General features: G+C 71.9%; 7 protein-coding genes. All 7 read left to right on the top strand.

The annotated features are described in order from the left end of the window. The first annotated feature begins 63 nt into the window (after window positions 1–63). The 7 genes from ABZ441_RS09065 to ABZ441_RS09095 all read left to right on the top strand — a co-directional run bounded on the left by ABZ441_RS09065 (window position 64) and on the right by ABZ441_RS09095 (window position 15,763). On the top strand, window positions 64–648 hold the full coding sequence (locus tag ABZ441_RS09065; protein WP_358969975.1) for an acyl carrier protein: 585 nt from the start codon (window positions 64–66) through the stop codon (window positions 646–648). A gap of 46 nt (window positions 649–694) precedes the next feature. Further along, on the top strand, window positions 695–9,622 hold the full coding sequence (locus ABZ441_RS09070; protein WP_358969977.1) for an SDR family NAD(P)-dependent oxidoreductase: 8,928 nt from the start codon (window positions 695–697) through the stop codon (window positions 9,620–9,622). Window positions 9,623–9,678: 56 nt separating this feature from the next. After that, the gene (locus ABZ441_RS09075) at window positions 9,679–11,466 is read left to right on the top strand and encodes a carbamoyltransferase C-terminal domain-containing protein (RefSeq protein ID WP_358969979.1); all 1,788 of its coding nucleotides are present in this window, start codon (window positions 9,679–9,681) and stop codon (window positions 11,464–11,466) included. Further along, window positions 11,463–13,010, top strand: coding sequence for a hypothetical protein (locus ABZ441_RS09080; protein WP_358969980.1), 1,548 nt, complete (start codon window positions 11,463–11,465; stop codon window positions 13,008–13,010). The genes ABZ441_RS09075 and ABZ441_RS09080 overlap by 4 nt, the downstream gene beginning before the upstream one ends. Continuing rightward, window positions 13,007–14,608, top strand: a complete 1,602-nt coding sequence (locus tag ABZ441_RS09085) for a hypothetical protein (protein WP_358969982.1) — start codon at window positions 13,007–13,009, stop codon at window positions 14,606–14,608. The genes ABZ441_RS09080 and ABZ441_RS09085 overlap by 4 nt, the downstream gene beginning before the upstream one ends. Window positions 14,609–14,610: 2 nt before the next feature. Beyond that, a complete protein-coding gene (locus ABZ441_RS09090; RefSeq protein ID WP_358969984.1) occupies window positions 14,611–14,910 on the top strand; it encodes a hypothetical protein in 300 nt (99 codons plus the stop codon). An 85-nt stretch (window positions 14,911–14,995) separates the two neighbouring features. Then, entirely contained in the window at window positions 14,996–15,763 is a 768-nt protein-coding gene (locus ABZ441_RS09095; RefSeq protein WP_358969986.1) for an alpha/beta fold hydrolase, read from the top strand. Window positions 15,764–15,766: the final 3 nt, after the last annotated feature.

Here is a 15,766-nt window from a genome sequence, read left to right on the forward strand (position 1 = left end):
TCCGGTGAGGCTCATAGTGTTCCTGTGGGGTTGGATCTCGTGAGTCTGCGGGAGGGTGGGGCTGTGCCCGCGTTGTTGCGGGGGCTGGTACGCAATCCCCCACGCCGAACAGCCACGGTCGACGCGGGATCCCTGCGCGACAGGCTGCTGGCGCTTCCCGGGGCCGAGCGTGCGGACGTCCTGCTCGACGTGGTCCGCGAAAACGTCGCTGCCGTCCTGCGGTACGCCACGCCGGCGGGGATCGCCCCGACACAGTCCTTCGCCACGCTCGGATTCGACTCACTCACAGCCGTCGAACTGCGCAACCGGCTCGCCGCCGTCGTCGGCAGCAGGCTGCCCACCTCGCTCGTCTTCGACTACCCCACCCCCGTCCTGCTGAGCGGACACCTCCTCGGACTGCTCCTGCCGGCGACGGACCCGGCCGAGCGGAGCACGGAGACGCTCGACCGGCTCGAGGCGATGCTCGCCGAGGAGTGGGACGGCGCCGAGGCCAGCAGGGTCACGGCCCGGCTGGAGACCCTGCTGGTGCGCTGGCGGGACCGGTCGAAGGCGGTCGTCGGCAGTGGGTCCGACGGTGACGACGACCTCGACTCGGCGACGGACGACGAAGTCCTTCGCTACATCGACGACGAACTCGGGCTCAGCTGATGGCCGCCGCGACCACGCGTGTGCCACTCCAAGAAAGGTTCTGAGCATGGCTGACAAGGTGCAGGTCGTCGAATACCTGAAGCGGGTGACGGCAGACCTGAAACGGACCAGGCAGCGTGTCCGGGACCTGGAGGACGCACATCGCGAGCCGATGGCCATCGTGGGGATGAGCTGCCGGTTCCCCGGCCATGCGGGCACCCCCGAAGCGTTCTGGGACTTCGTGCGGGACGGTGGTGATGCCATGGGCCGGTATCCGGACGACCGCGGATGGCTGCTGGACACCGAGCCGGATCCGGACGGGACGGAGCCCCGCAGGCAGGGCGGTTTCATCGACTCGGCCGCCGATTTCGACGCGGGCTTCTTCGGTATCTCGCCCCGCGAGGCCATGGAGATGGACCCGCAGCAACGCGTGCTGCTGGAAGCCTCCTGGGAGGCGTTCGAACGCGCCGGTATCGACCCGACGACCCTTCAGGGCAGCCGCACCGGTGTGTTCGTCGGTGTGAACGGGGCCGACTACGGGGCCCTGCTCAACCACTCCCGGCACGAGTCGCACGGATACGTGCTGACCGGCACCGCGTCGAGCGTGGTCTCGGGCCGTGTCGCCTTCACCTACGGCTTCGAAGGGCCCGCGGTCACGGTCGACACCGCGTGCTCGTCGTCTCTGGTCGCGCTGCACCTCGCCGCTCAGGCGCTGAGGGCCGGTGACTGCCCGCTCGCGGTGGTGAGCGGGGTGACCGTGATGTCGACCCCAGGCGTGTTCGCGGAGTTCGGCAAACAGCGCGGGCTGGCGGCCGACGGCCGGTGCAAGGCGTTCGCCGCCTCTGCCGACGGCACGGCCTGGGGCGAGGGCGTCGGTGTGCTGCTGGTGGAGCGGCTGTCGGACGCGCGCCGCAACGGTCACCGCGTCCTCGCCGTGGTGAGGGGCTCCGCCGTGAACCAGGACGGAGCGTCCAACGGGCTCACCGCGCCGAACGGCCCCTCCCAGCAACGCGTGATCAGGGACGCGCTGGCCAACGCGGGGGTCGCGTCGAGTGACGTGGACGTGGTGGAGGCGCACGGTACGGGGACGTCGCTGGGCGATCCGATCGAGGCGCAGGCGCTTCTCGCGACGTACGGGCAAGGGCGGCCGGCAGGGCGTCCGGTGCTGCTGGGGTCGGTGAAGTCCAACATCGGGCACACCCAGGCGGCGGCGGGCGTCGCAGGGATCATCAAGATGGTCCTGGCGCTTCGGCATCAGGTGGTGCCGCCGACGCTGCACGTGGACGAGCCCAGTCCGCACATCGACTGGTCGTCGGGCGCCGTCGAGCTGGCGACCGAGGCGCTGCCCTGGCCGGAGACGGACAGGCCGCGCCGCGCGGCGGTTTCGTCCTTCGGGATCAGCGGCACCAACGCCCACGTCATCCTGGAACAGGCCCCGGAGGAAGCGGCACCCGCCGAAGAGGCGGTGACCGGCGGTGTCCTTCCCTGGGTGCTCTCCGCCAAGACGGCCGACGCGCTGCGCGGCCAGGCAGCACGGCTGCGCGACTACGCGGGTGCGGCCGGCGAGAACGCTGCCACGGCCCAGGACGCCGGCGCGGTCGCCGTGGAACTGGCCTCCCGGGCGGCGTTCGACCACCGCGCGGTGGTCCTCGGCGAGGACTTCGCCGGGTTCGAGCAGCTGCTGGGCACCCTGGCCGGCCAGGACCGGGCAGCCACCGGGCGGCACATGGTGTCGGCCGCGGTGCGCCCCGGAGCCAAGGTGGCCTTCGTGTTCGCCGGGCAGGGAGCCCAGTGGGCGGGCATGGGCCGACAGTGGCACGACGAACTCCCGGTCTTCGCAGCGGCGTTCGACGCGGTGTGCGCGGAGGCCGACAGCGGGCTCGAGGTCCCGCTGGCGGAGGTCGTCCTCGCCCCGGAGCACTCCGCCCACGCGAACCTGATCGACCGGACCGAGTACACCCAGGTCGCCATGTTCGCGATCGAGGTCGCGCTGTTCCGCACGCTGGAAGCCTGGGGGGTGCGCCCGGACGTCGTGATGGGCCACTCGATCGGAGAGATCGCCGCGGCCCACGTGGCCGGGGTGCTGTCGCTGGCCGACGCCGTGACGCTGACGGTCGCCCGCGGCAGGCTCATGCAGCAACTCCCCGACGGCGGAACCATGCTGGCGGTCGAAGCCGGGGAGACCGAGGTCGAGGAGTGGCTGCGGAGCACCCCCGGGCGCCAGGTGTCGATCGCGGCGGTGAACGGGCCGACGGCCGTCGTCGTCTCGGGTGCGGCCGATGCCGTGGGGAGCATCGCCGAGGCCGCCGAACGGGCCGGGCGCCGTACCCGCGAACTACGGGTCAGCCACGCGTTCCACTCACCGCTCATGGAGCCGATGCTCGCCGAGTTCCACACCGTCCTCGAGGGGCTGGCCTGGGCGCCGCCGACGATCCCCATGGTGTCCACGGTCACCGGCGCCGCGGTGTCCACCGAGGAGCTGACCTCCCCGCGGTACTGGGTACGCCACGCGCGCGAGGCGGTCCGGTTCCAGGACGCCGTCCGTTGCCTGGAGGGGCGCGTCGACGCCTTCCTCGAACTCGGTCCGCACACGGTGCTGACCAGGCAGATCGAGGACAGTCTGCGCGAGGGGGAGCCGGTCGTGGCCTCGGTCGCCCACCGGGAACGGCCCCAGGTCGCGAGTCTGCTGCGCGCCGTGGGGACACTGTGGACCCGGGGGATCGACGTGGACTGGGCCTCTGCGCTGCCCGCCCCGGCAGGCCGGCCCGACCTGCCCACCTACGCCTTCGAACGGCAGCGCTTCTGGCCCCGGATGTCGCCGCGCGGCCTCGCCGGTGACGCTTCGGCGGCCGGCCTCACCGGCATCGAACACCCACTGCTGGGCGCGGCGGTCAGCGTGGCGCAGGGCGACACCGTCGTCCTCACCGGGCGGCTCTCCCTCGCGACGCACCCCTGGCTGGCCGACCACGCCGTGCTGGGCGCGGTGCTGTTACCGGGTACCGCCTTCGTGGAGCTGGCCCTGCGCGCCGGACAGGACGTGGGACTCGGGCAGTTGGCCGACCTGACGCTGGAGACCCCGCTGGTACTCGAGGCATCGGGCGCCACCCAGATCCAGGTGATCGTCGAGCAGGCAGACTCCACCGGTTGCCGATCGTTGACCATCCACTCGCGCCCCGAACCCGCCGCCGACGCCACAGGGCCCGGATCGGTGGAGTGGACCCGCCACGCACGCGCGGTGATCGAGGCACTGCCCAACGGACCGAACGTCACCGACTTCGGTGCGGTGACCGGGACGGTCTGGCCGCCGCGCGGTGCCACCGGCATCGACATCGAGGACTTCTACCCGGCGCTTGCCCGTCAGTCCTACGCCTACGGCCCGACGTTCCAGGGGCTGCGTGCTGTCTGGCGGCGCGGTGACGACGTCTTCGCCGAGGTGGCCCTGCCCGACGGCGCGACGGCCGACGCATTCGGTATCCACCCGGCCCTGCTGGACGCGGCGCTGCACACGGTCGGGCTCGGCGTGCTGCCCGACGAAGCGGGCGACGCGGCGCGACTGCCGTTCACGTGGTCCGGAGTACGGCTGTGGGCGAGCGGTGCGAGGTCGGTCAGGGTCTGGCTGTCGGCCGCCGGCACGGCGGCGGTCCGCGTCCGGGCCGCCGACGAGTCCGGTGCCCCCGTCATGGGGATCGACGAACTGGTGCTGCGCCCGGCGTCGACGACCCGGGTCGGGGCCGCGCGGCCGGTGGTGGCGGAGTCACTGTTCATCCCGCGGTGGGAGCGGTGGGAGCAGGCAGCCACGCCCGGCGGGAAGCCACCGCTGCCCTGGGCCGACGGCGTGAGCGCCGCCGGCCTCGCGGCCGAGGAGCCGGATCTCGTGCTGCTGGACGGCGCGAGCCGGTCCGGCTCCGGCGGACACGTGCCGGACCAGGCCCTGGCAGCGGTGACCACCGTGCTGGAACGCGTACGGGAGTGGCTGACGCACGACGGTCTCGCGGGTGCGCGGCTGGTCGTGACGACCCGGGGCGGGACCCGGGTGACCGCCGGTGACGGCATCGACCCGGCGCAGGCGTCGGTGCACGGACTGGTGCGCTCCGCGTGCTCGGAGCACCCGGACCGGTTCGTGCTGCTCGACACCGATACCGACGAGGTGCCGGTGGCCCCGCTGCGAGCGGCGATCGAGGCGGGGGAGGCGGAGATCGCGGTCCGCGGCGGCACGGTGTTCGTACCCCGGCTGGTCCGTGGCGCCGTACCCGCCGGGGATGCGCCCGCTCCCCGGCCGGGCAACGGCACGGTGCTCGTCACCGGAGGCACCGGCGTCATGGGCGCCGCCGTCGCCCGGCACCTGGTCACCGCGCACGGAGTCAGAGACCTGGTGCTGGCCGGCCGTCGTGGCCCCGACGCCCCCGACGCCGCCGAGCAGGCCGAGCGGCTGCGGGAACTCGGTGCCACGGTGCGGCTGGCGGCCTGCGACGTCGGCGACAGGGACGCGGTCGCGGAACTGCTGGCGGGGATCCCGGGGCTTCGTGGCGTGGTGCACGCGGCCGGGGTCCTGGACGACGGGGTGATCACGGCGCAGACGCCGGAGCGTGTGGCGACTGTCTTCCGGCCGAAGGCCGCCGCCGCGTGGCACCTTCACGAACTGACCCGGGACATGGACCTCGACCTGTTCGTGTTGTTCTCCTCCGCCGCCGGGATCTTCGGCTCCCCGGGGCAGGCCAACTACGCCGCCGCCAACAGCTTCCTCGACGCACTGGCCCGGCACCGTCACGCCGAGGGCCTGCCCGCCCACTCGCTGGCCTGGGGACTCTGGGCCGAACGCAGCGCGATGACCGGCACCCTGAGCGACACCGACCTCGGCCGGATCACCCGCAGCGGTCTGCGGGCGTTCTCGGAGGAGGAGGGGCTGGCGTTGTTCGACGCCGCGACCCGGTTGTCCGAACCGGTCGTCCTCCCGGTACGCCTCGACCTGCGGGGCCGGAACGACCCGCCGCCCCTGCTGCGCGGGCTGGTCACCGCTCCCCGGCGCAAGGCGTCCGCCGGCTCCGGTACGCCGGCCGAGCAGGGCTGGCACGACCGGCTGACAGGGCTGACGGCCGCCGAACGCTCACACACACTGGTCGAGTTGGTGCGCGAACACGTAGCCGCGGTGCTGGGCCACGCCACTGCTGCCGGCATCGGGCCCGAGCAGTCCTTCGCCACGCTCGGCTTCGACTCCCTGACAGCCGTGGAACTGCGCAACCAACTGGCGGCGATCACCGGTGTCCGGCTGCCCACGACCCTCGTCTTCGACTACCCCAGCCCCGAGGCACTGGCCGAGTTCCTCGGCTCGGTCCTGGTCGGCCGGGAGGAGACGGGTGAGCGGGCGGAGCGGCCGGCCGTGACGGCCGACGAGCCGATCGCGATCATCGGTATGAGCTGTCGGTATCCCGGCGACGTGGGGTCCCCTGAGGACCTGTGGGACCTGGTGGTCGACAACCGTGAGGGCATCGCCGGATTTCCCACCGACCGCGGCTGGGACCTGGAGGCCCTCTACGACGCCGACGGCACGACCCCGGGCACGACCTATGTGCGGGAGAGCGGCTTCCTCTACGGTGCGGCCGACTTCGACGCGGGCTTCTTCGGTGTGGGGCCCCGTGAGGCACTGGCGATGGACCCGCAGCACCGGCTGCTGCTGGAGCTCTCCTGGGAGGTGCTGGAGCGGGCCGGCCTCGAGACGACGAGCCTGCGGGGCAGCAGGACAGGTGTCTTCTCGGGGCTGATGCACCACGACTACGTCGCCCGGCTGCAGTCGGTCCCCGACGAGGTCGCGGGATATCTGAGCAACGGGAACGCGGGCAGCGTGGCATCGGGCCGGGTGGCCTACACGTTCGGCTTCGAAGGGCCGGCGGTGACCGTCGACACGGCGTGCTCCTCGTCGCTGGTGGCGCTGGACATGGCCGTGTCGGCGCTGCAGCGCGGATCCTGCGACCTGGCGCTCGCGGGAGGAGTCGCCGTCGTCTCGACCCCCGCGGCGTTCACCGAGTTCACCATGCAGCGCGGACTGGCGGCCGACGGCCGGTGCAAGGCGTTCGCCGGCTCGGCGGACGGCACGGCCTGGAGCGAGGGCGTCGGTGTGCTCCTGGTGGAGCGGCTGTCCGACGCACGCCGCAACGGTCACCGCGTCCTGGCCGTGGTGCGGGGTTCGGCGGTCAACCAGGACGGTGCGTCCAACGGGATGACCGCGCCGAACGGCCCCTCCCAGCAACGGGTCATCCGGCAGGCGCTGGCCAGCGCCGGACTGGCTCCGTCCGACGTGGACGTGGTGGAGGCACACGGCACCGGCACGACGTTGGGCGATCCGATCGAGGCCCAGGCCCTGATCGCGACCTATGGGCAGGACCGCCCCCGCGACCGGCCGGTCCTGCTGGGGTCCGTCAAGTCGAACCTCGGGCACACCCAGGCGGCCGCGGGCGTGGCCGGCATCATCAAGATGGTCATGGCGATGCGGCACGGCACGGTGCCCGCCACGCTGCACGTGGACGAGCCGAGCCCGCACGTCGACTGGTCGGCGGGCGCCGTCGAGTTGGCGGCCGAGGCACTGCCGTGGCCGCAGACGGACAGGCCTCGCCGCTCGGCCGTGTCGTCCTTCGGTATCAGCGGCACCAACGCCCACGTCATCCTGGAACAGGCCCCGGAGGAAACCCGGCCCGCCGGTCCGGTAGCGGAGCCGGTCATCGCCGGAGGCGCCCGGCCATGGGTGCTGTCGGCGAAGTCCGCCACAGCCCTGCGCGACCAGGCGGAGCGACTGCGGGAGTTCACCCTCGGTCCGGTGGGAGCAGGGGCGCCGGTGAACGACGTCGCGGGCGCACTGGCGGGTTCCCGTACGGTGTTCGGCCACCGGGCGGTGGTGCTCGCCGCCGACCGCGCCGGATTCGCCGAAGGGCTCGCCGTCCTCTCGGGTACGGATTCCGATGGCACGACGGAAGTGGTGCACGGGGTGGCACGGTCCGGTGCGAAGGTCGCGTTCGTCTTCCCGGGCGGGCAGCCGGCGTGGGCGGGCATGGCGACGGGACTGCTGGAGTCCTCCCCGGTCTTCGCCGAGTCCCTGGCGCAGTGCGCGGAAGCACTTGCTCCGCACACCGGCTGGGATCTCCTCGACGTCCTCCGCGACCGGCCCGCCGCGCTGGAGGACCCGGGCACGGCCCGGCCGGTGAGCTGGGCCGTCATGGTCGCGCTGGCCGCGCTGTGGCGCTCGGTCGGGGTGACCCCCGGCGCCGTGGTCGGCCTGGCCGAGGGCGAGACCGCCGCGGCCTGCGTGGCCGGTGCCTTGTCACTGGCCGACGGGGCGGCACTCGTGACGTCGCCCGTCGGGGCGCCGGCCCCTCCGCGGAACGGTTCCGTCCCCGTGTACGCGGCCGCCGCGTCGGATGCGGACCCGGCGGGCCCGGACGGACCGCCCCCGCTCGCCGGGGTGTTGGACCTGCTGTTCGAGGAAGGCGTGGACACCTTCGTCGAGGTGAGCCCGCACCCCGTGACCACGGCCGCCGTCGAGGAGAGGGCAGCCGCCGCGGGCCGCGAGGTGGTCGTGGTCGGATCGCTGCTGCGCGGCCGGGACGAGCGAACGTCGCTCGTGCGGTCGGCCGCGGTGCTCTGGTCGGGCGGGGTGGGAGTGGACTGGACGCTGCTGGCGCCCTCGCCAGGGCGCGCGGTCGACTTGCCGACGTATGCCTTCCAGCACAAGCGCTACTGGCTGGATGCCCCCGAGGCCTCGGATGACGGACGGGCAGCGGAGCCCGCCCGGCGTGAACAGCCGAGGGCCGAGCCGGCCGAGGACGTCCTCGCCCGGGTGCGGGAGGCCGGCGACCCGGACAAACGCCGCCGGCTGCTCGAAGACGTCATCCGGACCGAGGTCGCCGCCGTCCTGAGCCACGAGGATGCCGGGGACATCGCCCCGGACATCGAATTCCTGCACCTCGGGGTCGATTCCCTGGCGGGCCTCACCCTGCGCGACCGGCTCGAGGACCTGCTGAAGGTGGAGCTAGGAGCGTCGGCGATGTTCGACCATCCGACAACGGCCCGGCTCGCGGGTCGGCTGGCGGATCTCGTCGGGGACGCACCCGCGGAGGCCGTCCAGGCGCCCACGGCTCCGAGATCCCCCTTCGACAGCATCGAGGCGCTCTACCGGGAGTCGTACGCCATGGGCCAGGCGGGATCCGTGGGCATGGACCTCGTCCAGGCCGCGGCACGCATCCGGCCGTCGTTCACCACCGCGAACGCTGCCGAGCACGTCCAGCCCCCGGTCCGGTTGGCCCGGGGGGACGGCAGCCGGGCAACCCTGGTCTGCCTGCCGGCCATCACCGCCACCGCCGGGCCGGTGCAGTACGCCAAGCTGTCGCAACGGGTGCAGAGCGGGCGCGAGGTCGTCGTGCTGACCAACCCCGGCTACACGGAGGGGCAGTTGGTGCCCGACTCCTTCGAGAGCTTCATCGAGCAGCGGACAGCGGCGTTGCGCGCGTGCGTCGGAACGGACCGTTTCGTCCTCCTCGGCCACTCGGCGGGCGGACTCATCGCCCATGCCATGGCGATGCGGGCCGAGCAGGTGGGACTCGCCCCGGCCGGGGTCGTACTGATCGACACGTTCCAGGCGGGTGACCGCTTCTCGGAGAAGACCACCAACGCGATGATGGACGGCCTGTTCGACCGCGAACACCTCCTCGGTTCCGATGCGTTGAGCGGTGTGCGGCTGACAGCCATGGGGCGCTACCACACGCTGATGGCCGAGTGCGAGATCGCCCCGGTCGAGAGCCCGACCCTGTTCCTGCGCGCGGCCGACCCCCTTCCCCACCAGGCCGAAGGACCCGACGGCGCCGGCAACGCCGAGGGCGACTGGCGGCCGTCGTGGCCCTTCCGGCACACGCTCGCCACCACGCCCGGCGACCACTTCACGATCATGGAGGACAACATTGACGTGACGACCGAGGCCATCGAGCGATGGCTCACCGACCAGGGGATCTGACCCCTTCCGTTCGCACCACGCCCGCAATCCGGCACGCCAGCCTGTGAAGGACAGTAATGATCATTCTTGGATACAACGGTTTCTCCCGCATCGCCGAGCTCTTCGGCAAGCACTACGGCTACACCGCTGACAGCGTCGACCGGCACAGCTTCCTCGGCCACGACGCGGCTGCCGCCCTGTTCATCGACGGCGAGCTGGTGGCCGCCGTGGAGGAGGAGCGGATGAACCGGCAGAAGAAGACGACGGCCTTCCCCGTCAACGCCATGAACTGGTGCCTGGAAAAGGCCGGGATCACCTACGAGGACGTGGACCGCTTCGCCTTCGGCTGGAACTTCTCCGAGGAGTTCGCCGACACGGCCATCAAGGCCATCGCCAACGCTCCGATACCCCCCGAGTACAAGTTCCAGACGCTGGGCTCCTTCGGTGAGATCTACACCGGAGCGTTCAGCCGCACCGCGCTGATCGAGGACTTCACGCGCAGCACCGGATACGCCCTGCCGGACGAGAAGCTGATCACCGTTCCGCACCACCGGGCGCATCTGGCCTGCGGCCGGTTGTTCGCCGGGTTCGAGGACGCTGCCTTCTTCATCAGCGACGGCCAGTCCGAGAAGGACAGCGCGATCATGGGCCAGGTGCGTGGAGGGAAGGTCGAGGTCTTCGACCAGTACACCATCGACTCCGCCAACTCGATCGCCCAGTTGTTCGCCGAGGTCACCCGCTACCTCGGATTCACCCCCAACAACGACGAGTACAAGGTCATGGGTCTGGCCGGCTTCGGTGCACCGGTGGAGCAGAACCCGTTCCTGGACCGGATCGTCACCCTCGAGGAGGCAGGCAGGTACTCGCTGGTCCTGGCGCACGATCCGCGTGGCCCCAGGGCCTATCACGGTCTGTTCGACGAAATGTTCGACGGCAACGACGGTAACCGCGGCGACTTCGACTTCCGCTTCAAGGTCGCCCGCGCCGCCCAGCACATGGTCGAGGTGGTGACCGAGCACCAACTCCGCGCGCTCGCCGACGCCACCGACCTCCGCGACCTGATCTTCGAGGGCGGGCTGGCGCTGAACTGCGTCAACAACACCAAGCTGTTCGAGAACCTGCCCTTCGAGCGGGTCGAGGTCAGCTTCGGCGCCAGCGACCCGGGTGTCTCCATCGGCGCGGCGGCCCACGCCGCCGTGGCCGAATCCGAGAAGCTCGCCCCCGCCGGGTCGCCCTACCTCGGTCCGGATTACGGCACCGAGGAGATCCGCACGACGCTGGACCGGTACGAATCGTCGGTCACCTGGCAGGAGATGCCGACCGACGAGATCGTGAAGACGACCGCCGAGCTGCTGCAGGGCCGGACCGTCATCGCCTGGTTCCAGGGCCGCACCGAGTACGGCCCCCGGGCACTGGGTAACCGGAGCATCCTGGCCAACCCCGCCCACGCGGACATGAAGGACATCATCAACACCCGGGTCAAGCACCGGGAGGAGTTCCGCCCGTTCGCCCCGATCGTGCTGGAGGAGGACGCGGCGCGGGTGTTCGAGCTGGGCAAGAAGGAGCGCTCGCCCTACATGACCTTCGTCTTCCCGGTGCGGCCCGAATTCCAGGACAGGATCGCGGCAGCCACGCATGTGGACGCCACCTCGCGGATCCAGACGGTGACCGAGGACAGCAACCCGCTGCTGGCCGGGCTGCTGCGCGAGTTCACCGCCCGTACGGGAGTGCCCTGCCTGGTGAACACCTCGTTCAACGTCGCGGGCGAACCGATCGTCTGCTCGCCGAAGGACGCGGTCGAGTGCTTCCTCGGTACCGACATCGACCACCTGGTCATCGGTGACTTCCTGGTCTCCAAGCGATGAGCGAGCCAAGAGCGGCGGTCACCGTACCCGGGAACGGCGTCGTGTGGCGCACCCGCGCGGCACTCCTGCTGGAGGCGGCGGGTGCCATGGCGACCATCGGCTCGGTGATCGCCGTCGTCGAGGTCTGCCGGGCGCTGCTCACCGGGGACGCGACCGAGAGCCGCCTCCTGTGGCTGGTGGTCACCGCCGCCGGCGCGGCGGTGACCGGGCTCACCGTGCAGACAGTGGGCCGGTTACTGAGCCGGGAGGCGGCCGTCCGCAGCCAGGAGTTCCACCGCGCCGGGGTTGCCTCCCGGCTGCGCGGGGACCCCGTCGCCGGACCGCTGCACAAGGACTGGCAGGCGCATGGCACCGCCTTGGGCCGCGACCTCGTCGCGGCCGGGCTGATGGTCGGCCGAGCCGGCTCGGAACTCCTGTCGGCAGTCCTGCTGTCCGTGCTGTCGATCGGATACCTGTTCTGGGTCGACTGGCGGATGGCGCTGGTCACGCTGACCCCCATCCTGCTGGGATTCGTCACCTTCGGGATCATCTCCGCCCGCTTCTTCCGCGAGATGAAGGACGACTACGAATCGAGCATCGGCGCCATCAACGTCGTGGGGCCGCGGATCGGCCTGGACGCGAGGATCAACCGTGCCGGCTCGCGGGGCCGCACAGCTGCCGAGACAAGGGAATCGGCCCTCCGACTGGCCGATGTCACCGACGAGTTCAGCGGCTTCTTCATCACACGCATCGGCACCCTGCTGGGCGGAAGGGCACTCGCCGAGATCGCCTTCTCGCCCCTGACCGTCCTCGTCTTCGTCCTCGTCGGAGGCGTGCCCATGGTCCGGGCCGGCTGGCTCGCCCCGGCCGACCTCGTCCCGTTCCTTCTGGTGGGGGCCGGACTGGCGGCACCGCTGCTGGCCATCACCTACGCGGCGGAGGAAGCCGGCGAAGGCAAGAAGGCGACGACGCAGCTGACCGCCTTCGCCACCGGTGCCCCGGCGGCGCCCGATGACGAGGAGACTCCGTTGGAGCTGCCCGACCGGGGGGTGCTGACGGTCGTCGAACCCGAAGCCGGAGCCGCGGACCGGCTGATCGACCGGATCGCCGCCACCGTGCCCCCCGAGCGGTTCGCGGCGGTGGGGGTGGAACCCGCAGTCGTGATCGGACCGGTCCTCGCGTACATCACCGCCGACTGCCCGGACGGCCGCGTGGACGAGGCGGAGCGCGCGGCCAGGATCGCCGGGGTCCACGACGTGATCTCGGCGTTCCCCCGTGGGTACGCCTCGGTCGTGGGGGCCGAGGTCTCGCTGTCGCGTCCGGAACTTCAGCGGATAGCGCTGGCGAGGGTGCTCGCCGGGAACCGCGACACCGTCCTGCTCGACGAACGGGCCTTCCCCGGCGACCCGGACGTGCTCCGGGCGGCGGTGGAGGACCTGCGCGAGCGGGCGGCCGTGGTCGTCGTGTCCGCCGGGCCGCCCGGGACCACCGCGGGGGATCTCGCCCTGACGACCGCCGGGCTCCCTGCCCGGCCCTCCGCACCATCCGGGGAGCCCAGCCGATGAGACCCGTACTGAACCGCTACCTGTCCCTGTCCGGCTCCGGCCGGCAGCAGGTGGTGGCCCTGATGCTGTTCCTGGTCCTGGGCGCGATCACCCAGGGCATCGCCTTCGCCCTCGTGGTGCCCATCACCGACGGAGTCTTCGCCCGTGGCGGTCCGGTGCCCTGGGGGTGGATCGCCACCCTGGTGGCCATCGCCGCCGTACAAGCGGTCCTGCACCACCGGAGCGTACCGATGGGCAACCGGCTGGGCGCCGACCTGGTCACCACCTTGCACCGGGCCGTCGCGGAGCGGGCGTCGGTGCTGCCTGCCAGGTCCCTCGGCACGGCCCACGCCGACCGGATCGCCTCACTGGACGGCACCGCGGTGGTCGTGCTGATGGGCCTACCCGCGCACGTCCTGCGCCCGCTGGTGGCCGCCGTCGCCACCCCGCTGACGGTGATCCTGATCGCGGCGTTCGTCGAGATCCGCTTCGCGGCGGGGCTGGCGGTCGGCCTGGTCCTGATGCTGGCGGCCTCCTTCGGCGTGGTCCGGCTGCTCACACGGGCCGAGGAGACCGACAGCGCCGAGTGGCTCCGACGGGTCTTCACACAGCACACCGCAGCGGAGCACGCACCCGAGGCGGGGAACCGTGCTCCGTCGGCACTCCCGCCCGCGGTGGGGGAGGTGCTGCTGTGGCGCGTCGTCGAGATCGCCCTCTGCCCCGCAGTCGCGGCCTGCGTGGTGCTGACGACCACGGACGATCTGTCGCCCGGGACGGCCGTCGCCCTCGTCGTGCTGGCGGTGCTGACCTTCCGCCCGGTCATGGAGGCGGCACTGCTGAGCAGCACCGTCATGAAGTCCCGTGGGGTGCTGACCACGATCGGCAGACTGCTCGACGCCGGTGACGCCGAACCTCCCCAGGACGGCTGGCCGGAGCACGGCGACATCGAGTTCGACGATGTCGGGCTGCTCGTCGGGCGGACGACGGTGCTCGCCGGAGTCTCGTTCCGGCTCCCCGCAGGCACCACCACGGTGATCACCGGCACTCCCGACGGCAACCGCCTGACACTGGGCGACCTCCTGGCGGGAGACGTACGTCCGACCTCGGGGCAGGTGCGAATCGGCGGGGTGGACGTCGGCCTGATCGCCGCTTCCGAGACCGCCCGGCGCCTCCACCGGGTCTCCCCGGCGGATCCCGGACTCACCAGGGAGGAGGCTGCCCGCTTCCTCAGCTCCCCCGAGGGATCCGCGCTGCCGGATCTGCCGGGCGTGGTGGACGCGCTGGACCGACTGCGCGCAACGGTGTCCGCCGCCTCCGAAGACGTCGGCCCGCCGCTGTCCGGCCCCGACCTCTGGCGGCTCGCCCTGCTGCGCGCGGTCTCGGCCGACCCTGCCGTGGCCGTGGTGGACGCGACCGCCTGCGAGGACCTGCTCACCGACGATCCGGAACTGGCTGAGCTGCTGTCGGCCTTCACCCGTGACCGCACCTGCTGGCTGGTCCTCGGCGCCGGGCACACACCACCGCCCTGCGGGGCAACCCTGGCCGTGGACGGCTCCCACGTCTCCAGCGGCACACAGCACGGCATCACCTGGAAAGAACCCGAGATGCGGAGGAACTGACGATGACCACGGAACAGGTTGCCGGAGTGGACGTGCTGGTCCACGGGCTCCGCCGGTACGTCGAGTCGCTGCAGGTATCGGCCGGTGACTCGGTGGCGGTGCGCAGACTGATGAACGACATCGACCGGCTGGAGCTGGACCTGGGGGACCTGAGCCTCCCGCAGGACGCCGTTCTGCCGCAGTCGACCGTGGGAAGTGGTGCCGAGGTGATCAGGGTTCCGGACGCCGCGGTGGGCGACCCCGGGCAGTGGCACGGCGTGGACGACGAGGGCATCGGAGGTCACCGGCGTCACCACGCGTGACCCCCACAGCTGTGCGGACGGGGCCCCTCGGGCCCCGTCACCGGCCTTCTCACCTCCGCACCTCCGACGGACGGATCACACACCCATGACCTCCCCCGCATCGACGCAGGACCCGTGGATCCGGGCCTTCCACCCGGCTCCCCAGGCATCCCGCCGACTGATCTGCTTCCCGCACGCGGGCGGTTCGGCCAGCTTCTACTTCCCCGTCTCGGCGGCGCTGGCCCCCGACGTGGACGTACGTGCCGTGCAGTATCCCGGCAGGCAGGACCGCCGCCACGAGCCGGGCATCGTGGACATCGGCGTCATGGCGGACCGGGCGGCCGAGGCGCTGCTCCCGTACGCGGACCGGAGCCCGCTCACGCTCTTCGGTCACAGCATGGGAGCATGCGTGGCCTTCGAGGTGGCCCGTCGCCTCGAACAGGCCGGCCGGGGCCCGGACCACGTATTCGCCTCGGGCCGCCGTGCCCCGTCCAGCTACCGTGACGAGACCGTGCACCAGCGCGACGACGACGGCATCGTGGCCGAGATGCGGGCGATGAGCGGCACCGACGCGCGGGTCCTCGGCGACGAGGAACTGCTGCGCATGGTGCTGCCCGCCATTCGCAGCGACTACCGGGCCGTCGAGACCTACCTTGCCGACCCCGGCGCCTCGGTGACCTGCCCGGTCACCGCCCTGACCGGGGACAAGGACCCCTGGACCACGCACGACGAGGCCCGCGCGTGGGAGAAGCACACCACGGGCCCGTTCGAACTCATGGTCTTCTCCGGGGGCCACTTCTACCTCAGCAGCCGCGCCCGCGAGGTCATGGCTGTCCTGGAGGACCATTTCGCCACCGGAGGAGCACCCCGGTAGGCA

This window comes from Streptomyces sp. NPDC005752 (assembly GCF_040630715.1).
Classification (GTDB): domain Bacteria; phylum Actinomycetota; class Actinomycetes; order Streptomycetales; family Streptomycetaceae; genus Streptomyces.